We start from the raw sequence: 25,926 nt of genomic DNA, 5'->3' as shown, positions 1-25,926 counted from the left end.
CAAAGGGATTTTGTATCCGAATAATAGTTATCAAGATTTTGTTTCAATTTCACGTGATAAACCAGGTGGTCAGAATCCAATTGATAGAGAAAACAGCAATTATGCCTTTTCAAATTATAAATTAGACGTAACGGATTCCCCTAGCAACTATGAGAGTGCGAGTTTAATGCGTTATAATATTGATTTTGATGACCAACTAACCTTTACCAAAGCAGAGATTCAAATGAAGGCATATTCTCAGTTTTACAGGGATAATAATTCTTCAAATGAATTAAACTTAGCACGAATTACAGCTAATTGGAATGAGTATAGTGTTACTTGGAATACTAGGCCTAATGCAACTGCACTTTCTGCAATTAACATTCCCACAACTACAACAATAGGATATGAAACTAGTCATCTATGGGATACGATTTCAATTTTACCTTTTGTTGATTATTGGGTTGAAAATCCGTCTGAGAATTACGGATTTGAATTAGAGCTTGATTCTTATGGTAATGGGAGTTTTGCAGATCGGTCATATAAAGGAGAGGCAAATAATTTGAATTTTATTGAATTTGAGTTTAAGGTAAAAGTTCCTTTGGAGATTGAATTTATTGATTCGATCAACGTTGGAAATATCCATGTTTTTGCGCCAGAAGGTACGCTTCCTTACAGGTACATGATTAAAAATGGAAGTATTGGTTCTTTGATAGACGAATGGGATGAAATTAAAGAATTTGATTTAATTGATAGTGTAGATTTTTTTACGGCCGATATAGATTCCAATTATTATAGATTTGAACATCTGCCGGCAGGAAGATATTTTATTGCAGTATTTGATAGTCAAGGTAATAAACAAATGGAGGTGGATACGATACTTTCGAGGGAGGTGGTTTTACAGAATAATTTAGATGTTGAAATTTCAAATTCTCAAGAATTGTATTTATCAAGCCAGGCAAGTTCAAGTGGTGCTTGTAGATTAGGAGGAGATTTATTAGTTGATGACATTTATGGAGGTATTCAGTTTACAGTAGATGATGTTGGTGATTGTCTAATTGGGTTCAATAAAACATCTGAATCGAGAGCTTCCTCAGTATCGGATATTGATTTTGGAGTTGCTATGTATGATAACAATACGCTAAGATACATAGAGAATGGTACTTTAAGTTCATCAAGTGTTTCAATTGCGGATGGTAGCACAGTAAAAATATTCAAAGATGGAGATGTTTTTACTTTACTTCTCAATGACACAGAAGTAGTAGAGTTAACCCTTGGCACTTTAGCTGAAAATGATCTTTCTTTGGATATCGCAGGTATGGGGGCAGTAGTAAGGTTCTATAGAATAATTTTTATTGGAAGATATAGACGCCCAGGTGTAGCAACCAGGATAGAGTACTTAGAATGTGGGGTGCGAAATACGGGTGAAATCACACTCGTAAAATCGGGTTATATAGAGCCTTTAACTTTTTCTTTTTTAAAGAATAACATCACTGGAGTTGAAATTACGGATCCAATTTCAGATGAGGATGGAAATTTGATATTTGAAGAAGTGCCAATGGGTTCATATACTTTAACAACGTTCTATAATAATTCAACTCCGCCATATGGATATTCAAGCTGGGAAATTAAACAAGTAGCTATCGGTTATGTTGTGGAGTGGGAAGATTTGGAAAATTCTTTTGTTGTGCCGCTAAATACTATTCAAAAAGATCCTACTTATGCATTAGGTGCTGGAACAGCAAATAGTGTAAATACTTTAAATTATAATCCTGTGGATCCAGATGAGACAGATGAAAATATAAAATGGATTCAATTTACTTCAGACGTATACAATGAATTGCTCTATGGAAGTAGTGGATTGGAAGTAATACACTTAAAAAATATTGAATCCGATGAACTAGCTTTTAGTATTATTAATTCTACATTTTCAGGTAACCGTGGAATGGTTTTAGATGGAACTTCTGAACCCTTAGGACATTCACTGAATAATACTTGGAGAATCGAAAATTTAAATAGTCATTTTGGAATTTTTGTAAATGGTGAAGATGGTGTTTTTTATGAATCTTCTGATGCTGATGTAGGGAAATTAGAATTAAGTATACATCAATTGAATCAATCAAGATATTTAAATACGATAGTTAACTTTTGTGACTTTATTCCTGATCAATTTGTAGAACCAAAACGCGACATAAAAGGAGGATATTTCCTTGTGCCTAGTGATGATACCTTGCGATTCGAGTTTAATGAAGAATATGTCGATTTGGTAGACCTTAATTTGAATTATCAGGTTAAAAATTTCAAAGGTGAATTTCAAGAAGGATTGGATGATTTAATTCAAGTATTTGGTGACAACCGTTTGCTTTTAGATGTTTCTTCATTATCAAGTGGGGTTTATATTCTTGAAATTTATAATCAAAAAGGTGAAGATTGGTATTTAAGATTTAAAGTACAATGATGAATGTAATAAATATAATGATACTATTATTTGTTTTGACATTTTTGAATGGGTGTGGATTTGATAATCTAAGTCCAAACAAATCAGAATTAGAATGTAAAAAACATGTTATGGCAATAGAGTCCTCACCGCAAATTGCTGTTGAAGATAATTGTATTCAGACAAATACTTTTAAAATTTTGAAAGAGAAAAAATATGTTATTAACCAGGTTAAACGATTAAAAAAGGATATTTCGTATACCATAAAAATAATACCTAATGAATTGTTTCTTATTGAAAAAGGGGTAAATAGTAGCGAAATGGAAAAAGCACTTCAAGAAATAAATAAAGAAACTATTTGTTATTTCGAATTTGAATCAATTTCTAAAAGAGATTTGATAAAACAGCATCTCTCAGGTAATTTAGACGAAGCAATTTCCTATTTGTCATCAGGTATTATTAATGATTTCTATATGATAAATATGAATAACGACACAGTGCGACCGTTATTTGTACACTTTGAAAGAAATTTTCATGTAGCACCTTTCGAAAGAATACTATTAAGTTTTCCTGATTCTCATCAAAATGAAATTACTGAATTTTTCTATGATGATAAAATTTTCGGAAATGGGTTAATGAATTTCCCTTTAACTCAGGATTTATTTACAAGTAATTATTAATCGATTATGATATTAAAAATAAGAAATAATTCATTCACCAAGGTTGCAAGTTATTTTATGATCTTGGTTTTTTTATCAACGCTTAATCCAAGTGTTAGTTATGGTTTGACTGGTGGTCCAGCACAACCAGAGTTCAGTGCTTTCACACCCATCGGAACATCAGATATGGTTGATTTAGGATCAGGTGATTTTTCTTATAATTTACCTTTGTTAGATGTCGGGGGATTCCCTATTAACCTTGCATACAGTTCAGGAGTGAGCATGGACCAAGAAGCTTCGTGGGTAGGCTTAGGTTGGGATTTAAGCATTGGACAAATTAATCGACAAATGAGAGGATTGCCTGACGACTTTGCTGGTGAAGAAGTCCAATATGAAAAAAACATCAAAGAGAATTATACAGTTGGTGCTGGCACAAAAATTAACGCTGCACTGTTTGGTGTTGATGCAATAAAAGGAAGTATTGGTGTAACAGCTAAATACAATAGCTATAATGGTGTAAGTATTTCCCCATCCGCTGGTATTTCTTTTGATATTGCAAATATGGTGAATCTAGGATTGAATGTTTCCGCTGATGAAAATGGATTAAGCATATCACCAAATTTAGGTATAAGCACAAAAATTAAAGGTGCTAAAAATAGAGATCTGAAGTTAGGAAGTAGTATTGGAGCATCGTTTAATTCTCGACAAGGTCTTTCTAATCTAAATATGTCTTCATCAGCTTCTATAACGAAAGACTATGTTAGTGAGGGAGTACTGAAGGAAGCTGTTATATCATCTTTATCATCACGCGGTTCATCTGTAAGTTACGTTAATAATACATATACACCAAGTGTGAATGACGGATTGGATAATGTAAGCGCAACGGTTAATGTTTCAGGAGGGGGAGAGGTTTTTGGAGTGGAACCTCAAGTAAATTTGAGTGGATTTGCTTCTACTCAAATAATAGCTGAAAGATACAGAAATAGAGTAGAATCTGCTTATGGCTATGATCATACACATCAAGGCAATCAAAATAAAAGAGCTGTTTTAGATTTTAATCGTGAAAAAGATGGGAATTTCAGTAAAAATACCGTTAATCTGCCTGTTACTAATTACACGTATGACATATATAGTGTCAAAGGACAAGGTGTTGGCGGGATGTTTAGACCATATAGGTCTCAAGTTGGCTATGTTAATGATAATTTTGTAAGTAATAATAGTGAAGGTGGAACGTTTGGAGCTGAAATTGGAGGAGGGCAAGCTGTTCATGCTGGTCTTGATCTTGAATTAACATCATCTACTAGTGAGGCAGGACTGTGGGAGAATAATAATGAAGCATTAAGAACATTTAAATCAGATGAAAATTTAAACCCGAAATATGAAGAGGTTTATTATAAAAATGTCGGAGATTTATCTGTAGATGAAGATAGTGATGTATTTGGTAGCTCAAGTCAAAATTTAGGTGGTTATTCGCCACTTTACATTCCATTTTCAACAGATAAATTTCACAGAAAATTATTAAATAAATTTAATATTAAACATCCTACAATTCCTAGAGCATTTAATCACGTTAATCCATTAGATGAAGAAAGTCTAAAAAGAAGTGAAAGGGTACGAAAAAATCAATCAATCACAAAGATTTCAATGTCTGAAGCTAAAGTGGCTGGAGATTTAATAGGTTTTAATCTGAATGAAAGTTCAGAAATTGCTGATAATCAAACCGCCGGTTTTATAGTAACACGAAATGATGGTGCACGATATATTTACGGTGAGGCTTTATATAATATTACAAAACGTGAGGTAACTTTCTCCGTTGGTAAAAAAGTTGGTGGAGAAATAATAGAAGGAGCAGATCCTAGTACTAAAGCTAACTTAAGAACGGGATTAACAGAGTATGAGCCTGGTGTTGATAATTCGGTTGATAATAAAAAGGGAGACCAATATTTTGAAAGGATAACAACCCCAATTTATGCGCATACTTATTTGTTGACGACACTTTTATCAACCGATTATTCTGATGTTGATGGAAATGGCCCCAGTGAAAATGATTTAGGTTCGTACACAAAATTCGAATATAGGAGATTGGATAATAATTATAAGTGGAGGGTTCCGTTTCAGTTAGATTCTGCAAACTATAATCAAGGAATTTTAACAGATAAAACAGATGATAAGGCTTCATATATGTATGGTGAAAAAGAAGTTGGTTACATTAAACGAATTGATACAAAAACACATGTTGCTTTATTTTATTGTTCTCCAAGGGAAGACGCTTATGGTGTTTTAAAAGAAGATGGAGGAAAGAATATTGACGTTAAAATGTACAAATTAGATAGTGTAGCTTTATATTCTACAGGAGAAGTTATAGGGGATGCAGAGATTGTTGATGGTCTATCTTATGGGAATTGTATGACTACAGCTACACCTATAAAAACAGTAATTTTCGAATACAATTATGATCTCTGTAAAAACATACCAAACGGAGCAAATGCAACACAAGGTAAATTGACGTTAAAAGAAGTTTATTTTAGATATAGAGATTCTAACTTAGGTAAATATTCAGGTTATAAATTCCAATACTGTGATAAAGATCATGATGGAGAAATGGACAGCGCTTTAAACCCTAATTATAACCTAAAAGGATATGATATTTGGGGTAATTATAAGCCGAACAAAAAAATGGGATTATCTGCAGAAGGCGGAATTTTAGAACCATTAACTGCACCTGAATTTAATTATGTTGAACAGGACGATCTAGCTAATGATTATACTGCTGCATGGACATTAACAGATATTCATCTTCCCTCTGGAGGTATCATAAAAGTGGATTATGAATCTGATGATTATCAATATGTTCAAGATAAAACGGCCATGAGGATGTTTAAATTAGCTGGAGTAGGATCCGATCTTAACCCAAGTGGGGAGGACTATTTTGACGTTGGTGGAGTTGATGGATTAGGTCAAATTAATCAAGGAAATGAGGAAGACCTATTATATACGGGACTTAATGAAGCTAACGAAGCGAAGTATGTTTATGTGAAATTAGCAAAAGAAGAGCAGCAAATGCCTTTTATTACTGCCGTTGATAAAATAGCAGTCAAACAAAAATTTTATGAGAACTATCTGCAAGAAATAATTAGGTATCAAAAAGAGTTAATTCAATTTAGAGTTTTTACAAATTTTAATAGAAATGGAGGAAAAAATTCAGATGCTTGGAAAAGTAAAGGTGAATTTGATTTTGTAAGTGGATATTTTGAATTTGATTCAGGTCTTGGTTATGATGTTTTCGAATGGGAAGATACTTTATACGGTAGTGTTCCAATGAAACAAGTTGATATGGAAGGGTATATTGGGCGGTCAGGTAGAATGGTTAATCCAATTTCAAAAGCTAGTTGGCACTATGGGCGTAAGTATTTACCAAAATATATTTATGATTTGCCCTCACCAGATCCAAGTTCAGGTGTAGAAGCTATTGCTAACACATTAAAAGGCGCTACGGATGGTCTCAAAGATATGTTTAAGGGACCAAATGGGTCGATTCGTGACAGTAAAATGTGTAGAAGAATTATTCCTGAAAAATCTTGGGTACGATTAATGAATCCTAATAAAAATAAGTTGGGAGGAGGTTCAAGAGTTAAGAAACTTGAAATGACGGATGAATGGACCAGTATGACGCCAGGGGACCTTACAATTGGACAAGAATATGGACAAGAATATACTTATGCATTATCAACTGGTGGTTCGAGCGGGGTTGCCACATACGAACCAGTTGGATCTAAAGAAAATCCTTTAGTTCAACCTGTATACGTTAATGTGAATAGATTACTAGCACCAGATGAAGAGAATTATATGGAAAAACCTTTTGGTGAGTCTTTCTTTCCGTCTCCTACAATTACTTATTCTTCGGTTACAGTGAAAAATTTAGAACGAATTGAGGGAGAGAATAAGGTTGAAAAACATGCGACAGGAAAAGTTGTAACTGAATTTTTTACAAGTAAGGATTATCCTGTCAAAGTTGATCAAACTGCTCTAGATATTGAAGAAGATGAGCCAAGGCTTATCGCAACATTATTGAATATTAACCATAAAAAACATATAACGGGTTCACAAGGTTATTTGGTGCATTTGAATGATATGAACGGAAAAATGAAAAGTCAACGCGTTTATGCAGAAGGGCATGAAGGTGAAGATGATTTTATTTCTGGAGCTGATTATCATTACGATCATTTTACCTCTGAAGATGGTGCGGATCCATTTAATGCAGTAAGTCATAATCCTGGTGTATTAAATAATTCTGTAGATGTTGTGTATCCGGATGGAAAAATTAAGAAAAAAACTTTAGGTGTAGAATATGATGTAATTAATGATTTTAGAGAAATGAAATCAACAACTGAAGTTGTAGGGCTAAACACCAACTTAGCAACTTTTTTTATTGGCGTGTTTCCAGGATTAATTCCATTACCGCTTCCAGATTATGCTTTTCATGAGGATAAAATGAATATATCAGTGACAACAAAAGTGATCAATACTTTTGGAATTCAAAGAGAAGTGATTGCGTATGATGCAGGAGCTGCTGTATTTACTAGGAATTTGTTATGGGATGCATATTCCGGAGATGTTTTATTAACGGAGACTGTAAATGAATATGGCGATAAATATTATTCATTTAATTATCCTGCTCACTGGTATTATAAAGGAATGAGTTTAGCGAGTTTAAATGGAGGAATGATTCTTAAATATGCTGCCGGAGGGACAATATTAGACGCTGAAGTACCAGGTTATGAAAGCGATTATTTGTTTAAAGGTGACGAAGTTATTTTACTAGACGAAGACCTAGATATAGGAACACCTCGTCATGCTTGGATTAATAATGTCACTGGATTTGGTTTTAGTATGATTGATGAAACAGGAGCACCTGTGGCTCCTTCAGAAGCAGGAAGTATGAAAATCATTCGTTCTGGACGCAGAAATTTGCAATCAACCTCTATGGGGTCAGTAGTAATGCGAGAAAATCCAATGAGTTTTTTCGGTGCTGGACAGATTCCTCCTAATTTTTTAATTACTGACGAATGGAATAAATATAAAATTGTGAATGCAGGAGCGGTGGATTTTTCTGAAAGGTGGAATGATCAATGTGAATGTGGCGTAGTTGCAGAGGAAGAAGTTGAGAATAAATATGTTAAAAATAAAAAAGGAGTTTATCGTGCCAATAGATCACATCTTTATTTAACAGGACGACATCAACAAGCGGATAGTCCAAATCCAAGAAACGACGGTTTTTATAATTCGTTTAGACCGTTTTATGGAGTAGATGGTGGCGGAAATTGGGGTAAACATGATGCTAATTGGCAGTCCACGTCAGAAATTACAAATTTTAGCCCCTTTGGATTTGAGCTAGAAAATAGAGATGCACTTGATCGATATTCTTCTGCGCAATATGGATATAATTATTCTTTTCCGATGGCTGTAGCTGCGAATTCACAATACAAAGAAATGGGATATGACGGATTTGAAGAATATGGATTTGGAGGCTGTTCAGATAATGCACATTTTGGTTTTAGGGATGCTATAGCAGATACAACTTCATATAAATCACATACAGGCCGTTATAGTTTAAAAATAACTGCAGGTTCAACAATATCGGAAAGTTATCGTGTTGCTTGTGAAGGGATTGTAATTTATGAACCATAGTAGAATTGTTATTCGAATCGAATCAAATCCATTAAAAATGAATATAAAATTAAAAAATACCGTCTTAACCTTTTGTCTGTTTTTTATGGTTGTTAAGGTTTCAGGTCAATGTCCTGATATGGATGCCACTTTTACTGTTTCTGATATCACAATCGAAGTTGGAGAAACATTAATTGTTACTTATACTGGGGTAAGTGAGGATTGTGAGACGTGTACGGGATTACTATCATTTGGTGAGATAGGTGAGCCAGATCAAGAGAGGTTGGATTTTTCAACGGGCGAGATAATTGGAAAATATATTTACAGCGAAGCTGGCACATATGAAGTTGATTTTGAAATTATCAATGAAGATCCTTGTGATGGCGACGGATCTACCATTACTGTGACTGTTGTTAATCCAAGTGGTTGTCCATTGGCTCTTTTTAAAGATCGTGGTCCAATATGTTATCCTTATTGGGATCCATATGATGATTATGAAATAGAGACAACACCTTTAGGTGGTTTTTCAATCAATGATGTAAATTGGATGATGGGTGAAGATGGTGATATAATAAATACTGGGACATCGTTAGAGTTATCTTATGCATTTGAATTGCCTGGCGCTTATTCAATGTCTGCTACTGTTGAATTTATTATTGGTGGGATTCCTTGTATTCAAGATGTTCAATATATTGAAAATGGGACTTCTTTAGAGACTTTTATAGGTATGTACCCTTATAGCGAAATTAATTTAATAGGAGCATCTGCAGACTTTGAGATCTTACCATTTATTTATGGTCCGTCGGATAACCTTATCCAATTTAGATTTTCGGAATATATTTTTGATCCATATACTGGTTTAGGCCCATTTATATTTGAGACATTCATATGGTCGGAATCATTTGAAGTTGTTAATGTTCTTGATGATGATTCTCCTATAGGAAGTGTTGCAGGTTCATTTGTAGAAGATGAAATTATATTGAATCTAGAAAATTTAGAAGCTGGAACTTATTCCGCAAATTGGGAGTTCAGTTTAACATCTACTATAGGATATTGTGTTTCAAGTAAAACTTTAAATTTTATAATACCCCATAATGATTCACTGCCAGAGCCTTGCGATTCTTGTAATTCTTTTCGACCAGACATTGGTAAGCGATATTGGATGAGTGCATGGGTGCATGTTGATGAAGGTCAAGTGAAAACCTTTAACCCAGAAAATTATGCGAGTGGTGAAGATATTGATCCTTTGGAAGTAGAAGATGCATATGTTGAATTTTATTTTGTTGGTCCAAATACAAGTACTTATTTCTTTCCAACAGGTGACATAATTGATGGTTGGCAAAGAATTGTCGGAGAATTTACGATTCCTGATATGACAACAGATTTTGAGGTGAAATTTGGAGCTGATGAGACTGATACGACCTATTTTGACGATATACGGATTCACCCATTTAATGGTAGCATGAAATCTTATGTTTATGACAAAGAAACATTTTGGCTTCTGTCAGAACTCGATGATAATAATTACGCAACTTTCTACGAATATGATCAAGAAGGTGGTTTAATAAGAATAAAAAAGGAAACGAGTAAAGGTATTGTCACTATTCAGGAAACTAGATCGGGAACGATCAAAAAAGATTAATGTATGATTAAGTTATTTAGATTATCACTTATAATATTTTTTACTTTACAAGGATTTTCGGCTGAAACACCTGAGTCATTCTTGAATAAAGTAAGACAAAATTATGAAGGAATAAATTCATTGGAATTGAAAATGAATTACTCATTATATAAATCACATAATTCTTTGGATAAATACAGTTTTGATCAATCCGTCTTTTTAATGTATGGCACCAATACTTATAGAACCGTTGAAGATTTTGAGTTGCTCACATCTGATGAATTCAATTTAAAAATTGACAATAAGGAGCAACGTATATTTATTTCAAATGCGGTCCCTGCGCAAATTTTAGATTATAAAATAGATGTTTTATTGACCTTTTGTGAAAAACTATATGTACAAGATATCAATGGAGAAAAATACATAGAATTATTAATCAAAGATGAAATAAATCTTCCTTTCAGTAAGATAAAACTAATTGTCACGAAAGATTATTTGATTTCTCAAATGACATTTTATTATTCGACGAAAATGGATTTTTCTAAAGACTTTTTTTCAAAAGAAGAGAGTTTACCAAAACTCGTTGTTGACTATACATATTTTAAAAAAGGTTGGAGGGATAAGGATAATATTTTGAGTACAGCAAATTATATTAATCAATCAAACCAAGTTATTGCTGGTATAGGTAAGTATTCGAATTACGAAGTTATAGATCTTCGTTCAAATTAAATTAAGATAGATATGAAATTTTTTGTTTACATCTTCACTCTTTTAATAAGTACCACATTGTATTCAATGGAGGAGACCTATACGAATCGTGCGAGTTCAACAAAATTGGGCAGCGATTTTAGCTTAGCAATTGTCGACGGTCGATTCCCCGAATTACTTTCAGGTACTTTCAAAGACAAATCAGCTACTTTGTTGTTAAAATTAGGTATTGATGAGCGCACGAGTTATGGATATATGAGTGCTTATACATTTAATTTAGATGTTGTAATAAAAGCTTATGATAATTTAGGAGGTTTAGTAGACGAAGAAGAAGTGACTTTGACAGTAGATTATTCACCTATTGGTGGCCTTAATACAACAGATTTAAATTATTATAAAAGGGAAGGTTTCCATCGATATGTCATAGAAGTAGAGGGCGTTGGAGGAGTTATACCAAGTAATTTGTATTTAGAAGCCGAGCTAACAATAGATAGATACTATGATTTAGATACGGAGGAGCTACCTGTATTGGGATGTAATTCAGTAAAGTTTAATCCAGATAATAATTTAGAAACAATAACACATGATTTGGGACTTGCAGCAGAGATTGAAGAAAATGAACAAGAGCTAGAATTTTGGTGGGATTATATCGAAGGAGCGGAAGAATATGAATTGGAGTGGACTTGGGTTGATAATTATAGGAATACATTTACTGGTTTTTTGGGTGCAGATAAAATTTCATTTAACGAGCGGGACTTTGAGTTAAACAACACCCGTGTTATCACAAAGGCTCAGCGTTATCGAATTCCTTTAATTTATGCCAAAGGATATATTATCTATCGTGTTCGTGCGGTAGGAGTTTGGACCGATGCAGAATTGGCAGATACAGACAAGCGTAAATATGGTAAATGGAGTTCTGGTATTGGGTCCAAAGATAAGGTTTTAGATTGGCCACATTATGTGCGCGTGTCAGTTGAACATGAGTCATTAAAAAATTGGCAATACCAAGCTGTTTATGCAGAAGAAGGGAAGAAAAAAGAAATCGTTTCCTATTTTGATGGCAGTTTACGTAACCGTCAAACGGTGACCAGAATCAATAGCAATAAAGAAGCCATTGTAGGTGAGAATGTTTATGACAACCAAGGTCGTAGTGCTATACAAATATTACCAACGCCTGTAGGCAATAGTGCATTAAAATATTATTCCAGTTTAAATGTGAATAGGTTAAGTGTACCCTATAGTCATTATGATTTTGATTGGGATACAGGAGTTTGTGAAGCCGCAGTGAAAGGAATGAGTACTGAAAGTGGAGCCTCAAGATATTATTCATCTGTGCCTTCAGCCCAAGGCAATTGGCAAGATTATGTTCCCGATGCTGATACGATACCCTTTGTACAAGTCCAATACACACCCGATAATACAGGTCGAATCCGTTCCCAAAGTGGAGTTGGAAGAGATTTTATATTAGATGGTGAACATGCTATAAAATATTATTATTTACAACCCTTTCAAGAAGAACTCAACCGTTTATTTGGATACCAAGTAGGTTATAAAAGTAGGTACAAAAAAAACATGGTTGTCGACGCGAATGGACAGGTAAGTGTTAGTTATTTAGATCCTCAAGGACGTGTAATCGCGACATCATTAGCTGGAGATAATACTACAGGAGGCAATGGCGCAGATCCAAGTTTAATGTCTTTAGCAGAAGAGGGTGGAGGGCAACATGTTCTGCAGAGTGTAGACCTTTTAAATAAAGAACATGTAGATAGTGTAGATACCGATATTGATGACAATGAAAAATTTGTAAGTCCTACTTTTAGTCCACTAGTTGACGCTTTGCGATTTAACACCCAATTAGGTTGTACCGATAATGGTGTAGATTATGAATTTGATTATCGTGTAAGAACAGGCGTTTTTCAAGATAGTTGTTTAAGTTTGTTAGGAATAGGTTATCCTTATGCCTATAACTTAGGCTTAAATGTATCAGACGATTGTGGTTATAGCGTTGTAAAAGAGGGCGAGAGTGCAACAATAACCGGAGTAATCACCGATATAATTTCAGGATCAACTGCTGATCCCATGTATACCTCTTCGACAGGTTTAGATAAAAGTTATTCGTTTAAAAGTACACTTGATAAAGGGAGTTATACCGTATCAAAACTTATCCGTGTCAATAAAGATACTTTAGATAAATATACAGATCATTACATGGCCAATAATCCATGTTTATTGACTTTTGATGACTTTTTTATATCTACAGTAGATTGTGGTGATACGATTCCAGAAGAAGATTTGATTTTTGATGAAATGGGATTAAACGCCTGTTTTATTGCTAAACGAATGATGTTATCAGACTTAAGTCCAGGAGGTCAATATGGAGGCACGGAAGCCGATGATTTGACTAGTGTTTTTAATTCACCAAATGTTTTAGGACAAGGGACATTAAATATTGATAAAAACTGGCATTACCCCTCGTCCGACTATACTGATGAAGTAACAGGTTTGTCATATGAAGTATTAACCTATTTTGATGGAGCAGATTATACACCACCAATTACGCCTTTAGGGGTAAGTGAAGGCTTAGGGGGTACTCCTGCAGAATCGGGAACATATAGCTTAAATGCAAAATATTTATTGCATTTCAGTGATGTTTTCCCTCATTGGAAGTCGCATTGGAGTGAGTTTTTAATTGAATACCATCCAGAGTATTGTTATTTGGCTTATACTGAAGAAATCTGTTCTGAAACAGCTTTAGTGGGAAGTGAAAATATCAGTTCAGAGACCTATAATAATTATTTACAGCACGTGACTAGTTATTCTGATGCTAAATCAATTGGTAATGTTTTGGGGGTTGACTTAATTGGAAATCCATTTATAGATGATTTTCCTCTAATGGATAAAGACCCTTATGTTATAATAGATGATTATGTATTGTTAGATGATGCTACTATGATTTTAGGTGAGTATGTTGACGGAAACGGGATAAAGGAAAATTTAATGGAAGAAATCATGACCAATTATAAAGGGTCAGGATGGAATATTTGGGAGTATAGTATGCGAGTGGTATTATGTGGATTAGATTTGGATGGGGATTGTACTTTACCCGGAGATTTAGATGCTTTAGAGACTGGCTCTTACACAGACGATCAGCTTGATCACATCTGGGCAACTTATAAACAAACTTACTTAGGGGAAAAGCGAAAAGTCGATCAATTATTCAGAGATATGCATGCGATTAGAAATGGCTGTTATAATGATTTTATAGGTTCGGCAGTAGGACCTACACCTCCAGCCATTTTAGGTTTTATTCAATACGAAACTTTTTTTGGTACAATCGTAAGTTTATATTTAGATGCAATAATTTCAGCGGGAAGCGAAGATGAACCTTACCCATGGATGGATGGTCTGTATTCACGACGGTTTGCAGAAGATATTCCAAGATTTACACGAATCGACAATTTATATGATGCCAGTCTCCCAGATGATGAAGCTATAGAGGCATTGAGTGAAGAAGCTGATGCAGCTACATATGGCTCAACAGGGAAATGTGCTTTTATTCTAGACGTAGAAATGTTCTTAAATGGAATGGCACATCGTGGTTTATTCACACCTTCAGTAACTGATAGTGATTTAATACCTGAATTTACCAGAGACTTATATTTCGAAATGGGAGGAGGTCTTCGCCCAGACCCAGATGTTGTATCACCATATCCTGTAAATATTACAACGGCAGCAGTGGGGGTAGATTTAAAGTTTACTGCAACCAATACAGTTGATGGTTTAGAATTAGATAATTCTATAATATTAGAAAAACCAACAGTTGATTGGGCTTGGAATTGGACAAATATAGTAGGTATGGAAATGATGTATTATATCCCCAATTCATTAATTGCAGACGATTACCTGTTTAAAGTTTTGGCAAAAGTGGTAGTTGGATTAGATACTGTAGAGGTTGTATTATCCGGTCGTACAGAAGTAGCTATTGGCGAATGTGATTACCCAATTCCATGTGGTCGACCAGAATCATTTGGTGATGCACTAGGCGCACTTTACAATAAATTATTTGTCTCAGAAAAATTAGACTTAATACCATCCGTTGAATCGCTTAGTTCTCATATAGCTTGGTATGCAGGCACAGAAATAGAAACCCAGTTGAGTGATTATGGATTGACAGCCCAAATAACAAGTAAAACCTTTGGTCTCGACCATGTAATTACTTTAACAAGTGATGTTCGTAAAATAACCATCACTTTTGCTAGTGCACTTGCAGCAACAGATATATATGTAGGCGCATCATTTGATCCCATAACAAGTGAGTTAACCATTAATTATTTAGATCCAACAGGATTAGAACCAGAATCTCATAGTATAACAGGAACCGTTGAATTTGTAGATGCAGCAACAGATTATGTACTAGATTTAGACTTGGGTTGTGATGATTGTGGACCAGGAGATAAAAGTGATTTAGAAAATAGAATAAAAGAATTAATGAATTATGTTTTAATTACTTCTCCTGTAGCACCTATAAATTATGATCCATCAGATCCTATTGTAGAATTAAAAAACATTCTTCCATTCACAGATTTTACGGCAGATTTTATAGATGTGGAGTTTGGAATATATGATTATGATTTGACGAGTACTGCTTTTAAGTTTTATTTATCTAAAGATCCTAGCTGTCATGATTTCCAGTTTTCAATATCATCAGCTGGCAGTTTGCTAAATCTTGAATCTATAATAGATGTTGTAATCACTCCAAATGAGCCTGGATATGATATTACAGTTACAGGTTTGTTAACAGATGAAAGTACAGTAGTTTTAGAATTACAGGGATCACCTGAACAACGAACAAACTGCTTTAACTACGCCCCATGTAATGATTGTACTCCACTAGCCATTGCTCCTAATAGCTGTGATGAACAGTGGAAGGCATACAATGATAAAGTCACAGATCTAAATGATGATATAATTGCGTTAGATGCAGATGCGTTTCTTTTTAAAACCTATACAAAAGAGGAGTTTTGTGAAACCAACTTTGCTTATTCAACAGCTGCATATATATATTATTTAACAACCTTTGGAATCACTTCACCCGAAGATGATCATTATCTAACAATCGCAGAATTTAGTTTAACCGAGTTAACACTAAGCTTTTCATATTACGATGACGTGAGCTTAGAGACAACAGATATGGAGGATGTTATTGATGGATATGACGATTACCTTGATAATGTAGATTCAGAAGAGCAGTGGACAACTTATGTGAACGATATTTATATGCTAGACAATCAATTTTGTCCTAACCCAATGAGCATTGAAATAGATACGATAATCGAATTACCATGCGAAGATTATACCGCTAATGTTGATACAGTCAATGCAACAACAGATTATGAAACTTACCTTGAAAATACCCGAGCAAGTTTCCGACAACGTTATTTAGAAGGTGCCATTAGCAGCCTTATTGAAAATTACGAGATGGACTATCCAGATAAAGAGTACCATTACACCTTGTATTATTATGATCAGGCAGGTAATTTAGTGCAAACCGTGCCACCAAAAGGAGTTGACAGAATAGAAACAACTATTGATATGGAAAGTGTTAATATTGCTCGAAAAAACAATAACAGTCCGGCTAATCTTGATGATGAAGAACCAGATGTAATCCCAAAGCACACATACCAAACCCAATACCATTATAATTCACTCAACCAGCTTGTTTGGCAAGAAACTCCCGATGGCGGAGAAAGTTATTTTGCTTATGATTATTTGGGAAGATTAGTCGTGTCTCAAAATGCCAAACAATTGGCATACGACGATGAAGTTTTATCAGGAAATGAGGAACAATTTAGCTATACAAAATACGATGGATTAGGTCGTATAGTAGAAGTAGGAGAAATGACTTTATCAAGTGGTTACAATTTTAATGAGAATGGGCAATTTACATATGGTGGATTAGTAGTAGACTTAAAGGAAGTTGAATTTAAGGATCTTACCGGATTTATCTCAAAAGAAGAAGTTACCCTTACCAAATATGACGAACTTGTAGGAGCAGTCCCTGGAGATTTTGAGGATTATTCAGCTGACAATACACGTAATCGTATAACAGGCGTGTATTATTACGAAAGTTATGATGAAGAAGCTTATACAGGTTTTGATAATGCTACATTTTATGATTATGACGTACATGGAAATGTAAAAGAACTCATCCAGAAAATATCAGATGCTGACTTGTTAGTTTTAGGGCAGGCAGAAAAGAAAACCCAATATGAATACGATTTAGTAAGTGGTAATGTTAAACATGTTACTTATCAAAAAGATTCGGTAGATCAATTTATTCATGAATACGAATATGATTCCGACAACCGAATTACCAATGTTCGTACCTCAAAAGACAAAATAATTTGGGAACAAGACGCCAAGTATTTTTATTACAATCACGGACCACTAGCAAGAGTAGAAATAGGAGATAAAAAAGTACAAGCAACAGATTTTGCCTATACCATACAAGGTTGGCTTAAAGGCGTTAATTCAGAAGATTTATCAGCTCACCACGATCAAGGGAAAGATAGTAAAGTTGGTATAAACAGTATGATTGGTAAAGATGTTTACGGCTATAGTTTACATTATTATGATAATGATTATCAAGCAAGACATGGAAATGACTTTTTAGCGTATAGTGAAGGTATAATTGCAAGTTCGCATAGCAAGAATCTATATAATGGCAACATCAAAGAAATGTATACTGCTAGCACTGATAAAGACGAAGTTCATATTGGTACAAGCCATAAAATGTATAATTACGACCAATTGAACCGGATCCGTAAAATGGCACAAGAACATTTAAACGGAGCAGCATCGCCAGAATCTAGATATGCTAGTAATTATAGTTATGATTCTAATGGAAATCTTGATGAACTCAACAGGTGGGGGTGGGATGAAACAGAAAAAATACATATAGATAGTTTTAAATATCATTATGACGATCCATTAAACAATAACAAACTCATTTATGTACATGATATGATAGGAGATGCAGGACTTGGAGACTTAGCTGATCAACTATCGCTTGTCGTTTATGACGAAGAATATGATGATATTAATAATTATGCTTATGATGAAATTGGTCAATTAATTCAAGATAAGCAAGAGGAGATCGTATCTATTGAATGGAAAGTTACTGGAAAAGTGCACAAAATAATTCGTGAGTTAGGGAGTTCTAAAAACAATTTAGAATTCGTTTATGATGCCATGGGTAACCGAATTATTAAAATAGTTCGAAACAATAGTAACACTTTATTAAATAAAACTTATTATATTAGGGACGCCCAAGGCAATGTTATGAGTACTTATACGTTAACAGATAACGAAACAGAACCATACAAAGAACTGACTTTGACAGAACGTAGCATATATGGAAATAGTAGATTAGGACTCGAAAGTCCTGAGTTAATGGTGCTTGCAAGTTACGATCCTGAGTTTACAATAGAAGTAGCAAACAACAATCAAGTTGTCGGTGATAAAATGTATGAATTATCTAACCATTTAGGTAACGTGCTTGAAGTTGTTTCGGATAGGAAGTTGCAGATGGAAACCTTTGAAGGATCAGGTATATTAGATTATTATACAGCAGATGTGGTTTCGTATAGTGATTACTATCCCTTTGGTATGCTGTTGCCTAACAGGAATGGTAGTGAAGAGGATTACCGTTATGGGTTCAATGGTATGGAGAAAGATGACGAGGTGACGGGGGATAAAGGGACTAGTTATGACTTTGGGGCGAGGTTGTTTAATCCAAGAGTTGGGAGATGGTTGAGCGGGGATGCTCTTGAAAAGAAATATCCTGAGCTTAGTCTATATTGTTTTGCTGGAAATTCACCGATTTTATTTGTGGATTTTGATGGAAATGATTTTGTTGTAACTGGAAAAGAGGCAGAAAAATTTGTATCTATGACTGAAGGCTTTTTGAAGAATATTACAATTACAAGAGATCAAGAAACAGGAATGATATCATATAATTATATAGATGGGGGCACAAAAGAAGGATTGACTGAATTTGAAACCACCATTATCTCTGCAATTACTGCGAAGGATATTACCGTAACTGTTGATGCTGTTTTGGAATCAGATAAAATTCTTGTAGATGGAGATGTAAGAGATGGAGGAAGTAATGAAGTTGATATGCATGATTTATCTCTTTTAGATGGTATGGATAAATTTAAAGAAGCTTTAGTAGGCCATTTTATTGAGGAAAGACTTAGTTCTAGCGAAAGCTTTAGTGATGCTCATCAAGATGGTATAGATAAAGAAACTAAAATTTTGAAGGAAGCATATCCAGGTATCACGAGTAGATCCCCAAATTTAATTAAAGAGGATATTTCAGTTGTAAGTATAACAAAAGGAAATTACAAATTTGATTATATTAAATTGTTGGATTATGGCTCAGAATCAGAAGACAAAAACAATTCAATATGGGCTGTGTATATGTATAAGGAAGGGGAGACTCCGAATTTACATCAGCCTGTCGGTTTTGTGACAACAGATAGCGTAATAGAAGCCACAGGTGGTGAGGCGGTCGATTTTAAAACAGATATAACTGAATGATGAAAAAAATAATTTATATTCTCGGCTTATTATTTTTAAGTTCTCATTTTGTTTATAGTCAAGCAGGTGTAGTCAAGCAGGATTCCATTATTATAATTGACGGGGTTGAATTATATTATAAGGAAAATGACTCAATCGAGTATTCGATTGGTGAATCAGGGTTTGTTTGTCCGAAAGAAAATTATAAAACTTTCATGGTGGCCAAAACTATTGAAGGCGTTTTTATTAGCTATTGCCAAGGAGGCTATAGACATAATGTCGGACAAACTATTGGTGTTATAGAAATTATTCTAAATGATAGCTTGGGAGTGTCTGTCCTAATAGATCCGAGAAAATTAGATTTTGAGTTGTCAAGCGTTGTTTCTGGGGATGTTATAAAGCTGAAGGTCAGGCCGTATATTTTTGATGATGAGCTTTTACAAAAAACAAGTGGTATTTTTTGTAGGTTTCAAAAGAATGTTTTTTTTGCAATTCTTGATTAGCTTGCGCTTGTCCCCGGCTGCGTATTCTAAGTGCACACTCCATATGATTCCGCAACAAAACTGACCCAATATTGGGCAGATGTATTTATATATTCAATTTATCAACTATTTTAGAATAAATTGGAACAAAGTTGCAAACTAAAATGGCTAATAATATCATTCCAGATTTAGCTAACAGATGTTTTCTATTCAGCAAAACGCAACTAATTCTACGACAACAGATTCGTTATACCGAATGGTTGGGTTCAGGCAAGATATTACTATGAATCTGGTTATTTTTCAGAATATATTAGATACTTTTACATTTGATCCTAACAAAATTAGAATCCTATGGTAAATTATTGATTACCCTAAGTTGATAGGTTAGGGATAGGTTGTTTTCTTTCCTCAACATATACCACAACCACTAATTTTATTACTTTCGATACGTTCTATTGCCGCTTGACGATACAGTGGTTTAAGAGCTACCGATCTAGGATCACAATCGTTGTAAACTTCATCAGGGGTATAAACTTTATGAGCTGAGTGAGGTCTTACGAAATCATGGTCGTGTAAATAAAATGCTACATACTTTTCAAGCTCATTGGTATCATTGATTTGTTTACCATATAGAAAATGAGACTTCATGCATCTGTAAGTGGCTTCGGCCATAGAATTAGACTGGACAATATCTTTAAGTGCAATTTGATGGTTGATGTGGACAGCGGCATCTACAATAAAATTCTTGATGGTTTGATTGTCATTCTCAGGTCCACCATCAGTAATAAGTCTAACAGCCCCAGCATTTTCAGGAAAAGCTATTTCTATAGCCATTTGAATAGTTTGCATTCTTGACTTCGCCGAAACAGATTTCGTGATTATCCAAGCCAATGTTTTTCTGGAAAAATTATCTTTAACTGTATAGATGTAATTTTTAATGCCATCAAGTGTTTTGAAAACGGTTATGTCAGCGTGCCATATTTCATTGACACATGAAGCTCTTAAAGGCTTGTAAACCGGTTTTTTAAATCGGTTAATAGAGGTTCTGAATTTGAAGATTCGGTTGTAATTATACCAAGACGAAATAGAAAAAACACACAATTTATTTTTAATGGCAAACCCTTGAATAGAGGGAATTCCCCAATGCGCTTTATCAGGATCAGTTAACAATTTCTTCATTACATTTATTTCATGTTTTGTTGCTTGAATTGGATTTTTAATCAGGCATTTTTTTAAAGTGGATGTATGACAGGTATATTCGATTTGTCTTTTCCAATGCGAAATGGTTTTTCTTCCAATTCCAACATATTCAGAAATCTTCGATTTTCCTATGTCAGTTTTATTGTCAATCCATTCAATGAATTGAATCGTTTTTTCCTTGTTGTTTCGTAATAATTTTTGGAATCCATTCTTTGAAAGCTGATGTATTAAAAAACGTTTTACTGACAATAAGGAAAAAATGATTTTTCGATCAAAATCAGATGATAACTCTAGAAAAGAAGAGGCATCAGATAAGTTCTCGTCGATTTGTTTTGCAAACTCTTGTCCGTATTGTTTTTTAATATTGAAATCGTGCCTCCACCCATGAATCGTTGAAGCAGGTATAGTATTTGTAAACTCTGGAGGTAAAATTAAAGTTTCTAACCCAAGTGAATATACCGTTTTTAATGAAGTGTGATATTTTTTTCTTTGACGCATTCAAATTTTAATTTAGAATGCACAAATGAAAAGAAAGTATACGAGTTCGGTTTAAGTGTTTTCCGTATTATTATATGTAAATAGTAACTTTTCAAGGATGTTTGTTGAGAAATGCATGCGTAAAATGAGCAATGTTTCAAATGGCACCTGAAATTTATCATGGAAATTGAACGATTGTAATAAATTCAGGGTATAACTCAATTTTTGTTAGCGTTTTTTGGATCGACTTTAGGCGTTAAATTAAATGATCAAAAAAAAATCAAAAAATATAAAGATAAATAATAGTTTATTTGCTATTTTTATTTTGTTTCACACTAAAAAAAACAAGGAAAACTCAAATCATCAAGATTAAAGTATCAAAACGAATGAGAAAGATTATACCGTTATTCGTGAATAGTGCAGGAGTGTGAGTATAGTTGACCATTAACCATTCATAATATCGAAAATATTATTTCACATACATCCAAAAAAAAGTAGGTACCTCGCGGCACCTACTTTCCTCAAACAAAAAAAACAAACAAAAATTTTTCTTACTCAATCAATAATTTCATTGTTTGAACTTGGTTCTCAGTATTTAAATTGATATAATAAACGCCTTTAGCGAATTGAGATACATTAATGGTATAACTCGTTTCCGTTCCTGCATTTTCAGTGAAGACCAATTGGCCTAATGAATTGTACAATTGAATGGACAAGATTTCTACTTGCTCATCATTCGAAATATAAACAGTGGTAGTTGCAGGATTTGGGTAGATTTTAAAGCCATTATTCGAAACATTATCAATACCTAATTGGCTTTCTAATAGGAATTCGAATTCAGCAGTACATCCATTTTCATCGGTAACGGTTAGGGTATAGGTACCTGATTCCAAATCGGTAATATCTTCAGTTACTTCACCGTTGCTCCATGCATACATATATTCTGGTGTGCCTCCAGTTATTGTTACATCAATAGAACCATCAGTACCAAATATTACGGATTCAATAAATGCGTCCGCTTCAATTTCGTCAGGTGAAGTAATGGTGATTGATTGTTCGTTAACACAACCGTTATAATCCTCTACAATGATTGTGTGCATGCCTGCACCAAGACCGGTTTCTGTTACTGCATCACCGCCGCTCGACCACGCATAATTATAATCTTCAACACCGCCTGTTACTGTAACTTCTGCTTCTCCAGTCGAATCTCCAAAACAAATAGGTTCAGCGATTATACTAGTGATAACAATTAATTCTTCAGGTTCAGTAATTGTAATTGTTTGTTCAGCAGTACAACCGTTGGCATCTTGAATTCTAATATTATAAGTACCAGCTCCTATTCTTGTTTCGGTTGCTTCATCACCGCCACTAGACCATGAATAAGTATAATCTTCAACACCTCCAGTTACAGCAACATTTGCTTCACCAGTTAAATCACCAAAACATAAAGGTTCATCAACTACAGTTCCTATTGCAGTTAATAGAGCAGGTTCAGTAATTGTTATTGATTCTTCAGTGGTACATCCATTTTCATCTTCAACAGTTATTGTATATGTTCCAGCGCCAAGTCCAGACTCAGTTGCTTCTGTTCCGCCAGTTGACCATAAATAAGTATAAGCACCAACACCACCTGTTACTTCAGCATTTGCTTCGCCTGTTAGATCAGAGAAACAAAGGGGTTCGGCAGTTGCAGTTACTATCGCAACTAAATCAGTCGGTGCAGTGATTGTAATCGATTGTTCAGTTGAACATCCATTCGCATCTTCAACAGTTACGGTATATGTTCCAGCTCCCAGACCGGTTTCAGTCGCTTCGTCACCGCCACTAGACCAAGAATAAGTGTATGGAGCAACACCTCCAGCAACTGTTACATTTCCTTCGCCAGTTAAATCGGCATAACAAATAGGTTCAGCAATTACTGATGCAGTTGCTACTAATTCATGCGGTTCTGTAATAGTTATTGTTCGTTCATCTGTACATCCATTCGCATCTTCTACCGTAATCGTATAAGATCCAACGCCAAGACCAGTTTCTGTAGCTTCATCGCCACCAGTAGACCATGAATAAGTATAATCTTCTATACCACCAACAACAGTCACATTTGCTTCTCCTGTTAAATCTCCAAAACAAGCAACTTGTGTAACCACCGTAGCAGTCGCTACTAATTCAACTGGTTCACTGATCGCTTGAGAAATCTCAGTCGCACACCCTTCAGCATCAGTAACCGTTAAGGTATATGTGTTTTCAGAAAGACCAGTGGCATCTTCTTCAGCGCCTGCTCCATTATTCCATAGATAAGTATAGTCAGGTGTTCCACTAGAAACGATCACATCAATCTCGCCATCAACTAAACCAGCACAAGAAATATTTGAATAACTATCAATTTCAAGAATTGGATAAGCCGTTACTTCAAACACGATTTCGAGTGTATCGTTATCAATATCCATATCGTCAACGCCATTCGGATTTTCAAGTTCTATGCGCAAAGTATGTTCTCCAAGATCTAAAGTTAAATCACTAATATCTACTGTTGCTGATAATCCACTGGCAAGTGCTCCTGTCCAGCTAATTGTTTCTTCTAATACATCATCAACCTTTACAATGATATCGACACTTTCAAGATCATCATGTCCATTGTTTATAAGTGTTAATTCAGCCGTTATCACATCTCCTTCACAAGTTAAAGATGTTACATCTACACTTGAAACTTCAGCATCGATTAATCTATCTTCAGGACATGGTAAAAGGCAAGTCGCTGATGCGATTCGATCTAAAATTAATTCTGCAGGTTGTTCACCAAAGCCCAAAGCTAAATCAATTCCTACACCTGTTAAATGACAATAGCTCATCACTGTACCATCTTCAGGTAAAGGTCCATCACAACCTTCCGAATAACCAGCGGCAGGTCCGCAACCATCAATTGGAGTATCATCACCATTCCAGAAACAAGCATGTGTATGTGGGGATCCCAAATTGTGTCCCATTTCATGCGAAACAACTTCTACACTCCACGAATATACGGGAACCTCTGCAAAGGTAGAATAAACATCACTTACAGCTTTTCTATAATATTGATTAAAATGACAAAGTGTATTCACCCATGCGATTCCACCGTTACCGCGATAAGATACAAAATGAGCTAAATCACCTGTCCATTCATCTCTTTCAGTACCGAATAATTCTAATAAATCTAGGGTAGAAGTGATGCCATCATAAGGACTTTCTACTTCCCATACAAAGATGTCAGAGATGTAAACACCAATTTCGTCGCCATCATAAACTAATGCCACTTCGTTAAAAAGCGCAATGATATAATCAGCAGCTTCAATTACGCCACCTTTCCCTAGATAGATGTCTTCATCAATTTCAAAATAAACACCGACACATTCTCCCTCTAAACCAGCTGGTTCTGGAATGTCAGGTGAAAAACCTTCTAAAATCAAATCATCTTCAAAATCTTCAGGAGCATTACAAGCGAATGGATTTCCATGACTAAGTGCTGCTTCACTGAAGAAGATATATTGCTCAAAACTATTTAATTTTCCTAGGTTAACATCGCCAATTCCAGGAATAGATCCGATACCAATAATTTCTTTATTTAAAATACTCAATGCAAAATGTGAATTTTCATATCCTTCAAAAACACCTTGGTAGAAAACACTTTTAGATACTTTATTGTATTTGATGTCCTTTCCAGAACTCGTTCGAACGACAAAATTGTTTTTTATTAGTTCAACTTTGGACATTCTTAGATTTAGTAATTCACCTTGAAAAGGTATTTGAATGTTTAATTCTTCAGGGTGATCATTTAATAAAGCTTCCCATTTGGTTTGATTTATTTCTATAATGCTATGTTCGTTTGTTAAGTCGAGTTTTATAGATTCAGTGACTTCAGTATTAGCCAATTGGAATATTTCATATTCTGTTTGTCCGAAAAGCGAAAAACAGGTTAGAAATAAGGTTGAAAGTAGGTATATTTTTTTCATAATTTGGGGTTTTAATCTGTGAAATACAGATTGTTTTGGGTTCTAAAGCCCTGAATCTATGGAATATTAGCCGAACTAAAAAATCTGACACTTACTTTTCGACAAAGGTTGATTAACAGTCGACTAA

At 34.5% G+C, this 25,926-nt stretch carries 9 protein-coding genes; 7 read left to right on the top strand and 2 right to left on the bottom strand.

Going from position 1 to position 25,926, the window contains the following annotated elements; all coding sequences use genetic code 11:
* The 7 genes from T367_RS0117235 to T367_RS0117205 all read left to right on the top strand — a co-directional run.
* Positions 1 to 2,437, top strand: a 2,437-nt coding sequence (locus T367_RS0117235) for a DNRLRE domain-containing protein (protein WP_027420970.1), incomplete at its 5' end; no start/stop codon positions are given.
* A gap of 110 nt (positions 2,438 to 2,547) precedes the next feature.
* Positions 2,548 to 3,096, top strand: a complete 549-nt coding sequence (locus tag T367_RS0117230; RefSeq protein ID WP_211252727.1) for a hypothetical protein — start codon at positions 2,548 to 2,550, stop codon at positions 3,094 to 3,096.
* Between the two features lie 6 nt (positions 3,097 to 3,102).
* Positions 3,103 to 8,763, top strand: coding sequence for a hypothetical protein (locus T367_RS0117225; RefSeq protein WP_027420968.1), 5,661 nt, complete (start codon positions 3,103 to 3,105; stop codon positions 8,761 to 8,763).
* Positions 8,764 to 8,800: 37 nt separating this feature from the next.
* Positions 8,801 to 10,384, top strand: a complete 1,584-nt coding sequence (locus T367_RS0117220; RefSeq protein ID WP_157454289.1) for a hypothetical protein — start codon at positions 8,801 to 8,803, stop codon at positions 10,382 to 10,384.
* Between the two features lie 3 nt (positions 10,385 to 10,387).
* Positions 10,388 to 11,092 carry a LolA family protein gene (locus T367_RS0117215; protein ID WP_027420966.1) on the top strand — a complete coding sequence of 235 codons (705 nt, stop codon included), beginning with the start codon at positions 10,388 to 10,390 and terminating at the stop codon, positions 11,090 to 11,092.
* A gap of 12 nt (positions 11,093 to 11,104) precedes the next feature.
* Positions 11,105 to 19,675, top strand: a complete 8,571-nt coding sequence (locus tag T367_RS0117210; RefSeq protein ID WP_157454288.1) for an RHS repeat-associated core domain-containing protein — start codon at positions 11,105 to 11,107, stop codon at positions 19,673 to 19,675.
* Positions 19,672 to 20,157, top strand: a complete 486-nt coding sequence (locus T367_RS0117205) for a hypothetical protein (protein ID WP_027420964.1) — start codon at positions 19,672 to 19,674, stop codon at positions 20,155 to 20,157. The genes T367_RS0117210 and T367_RS0117205 overlap by 4 nt, the downstream gene beginning before the upstream one ends.
* Positions 20,158 to 20,544: 387 nt before the next feature.
* On the opposite strand, the gene T367_RS0117200 is transcribed toward T367_RS0117205, so the two are convergent.
* Together T367_RS0117200 and T367_RS24225 are read right to left on the bottom strand one after the other, a co-directional pair.
* Complete coding sequence (locus T367_RS0117200; protein WP_027420963.1) at positions 20,545 to 21,834, bottom strand: DDE-type integrase/transposase/recombinase; 1,290 nt, start codon at positions 21,832 to 21,834, stop codon at positions 20,545 to 20,547.
* A gap of 530 nt (positions 21,835 to 22,364) precedes the next feature.
* Complete coding sequence (locus T367_RS24225; RefSeq protein ID WP_027420962.1) at positions 22,365 to 25,799, bottom strand: T9SS type A sorting domain-containing protein; 3,435 nt, start codon at positions 25,797 to 25,799, stop codon at positions 22,365 to 22,367.
* Positions 25,800 to 25,926: the final 127 nt, after the last annotated feature.

Origin of the sequence: Crocinitomix catalasitica ATCC 23190 (assembly GCF_000621625.1) — a bacterium.
Lineage (GTDB): Bacteria > Bacteroidota > Bacteroidia > Flavobacteriales_D > Crocinitomicaceae > Crocinitomix > Crocinitomix catalasitica.
Note: the sequence above shows the minus strand (reverse complement) of the source record. Positions and strands in the feature narration are given on the sequence as shown.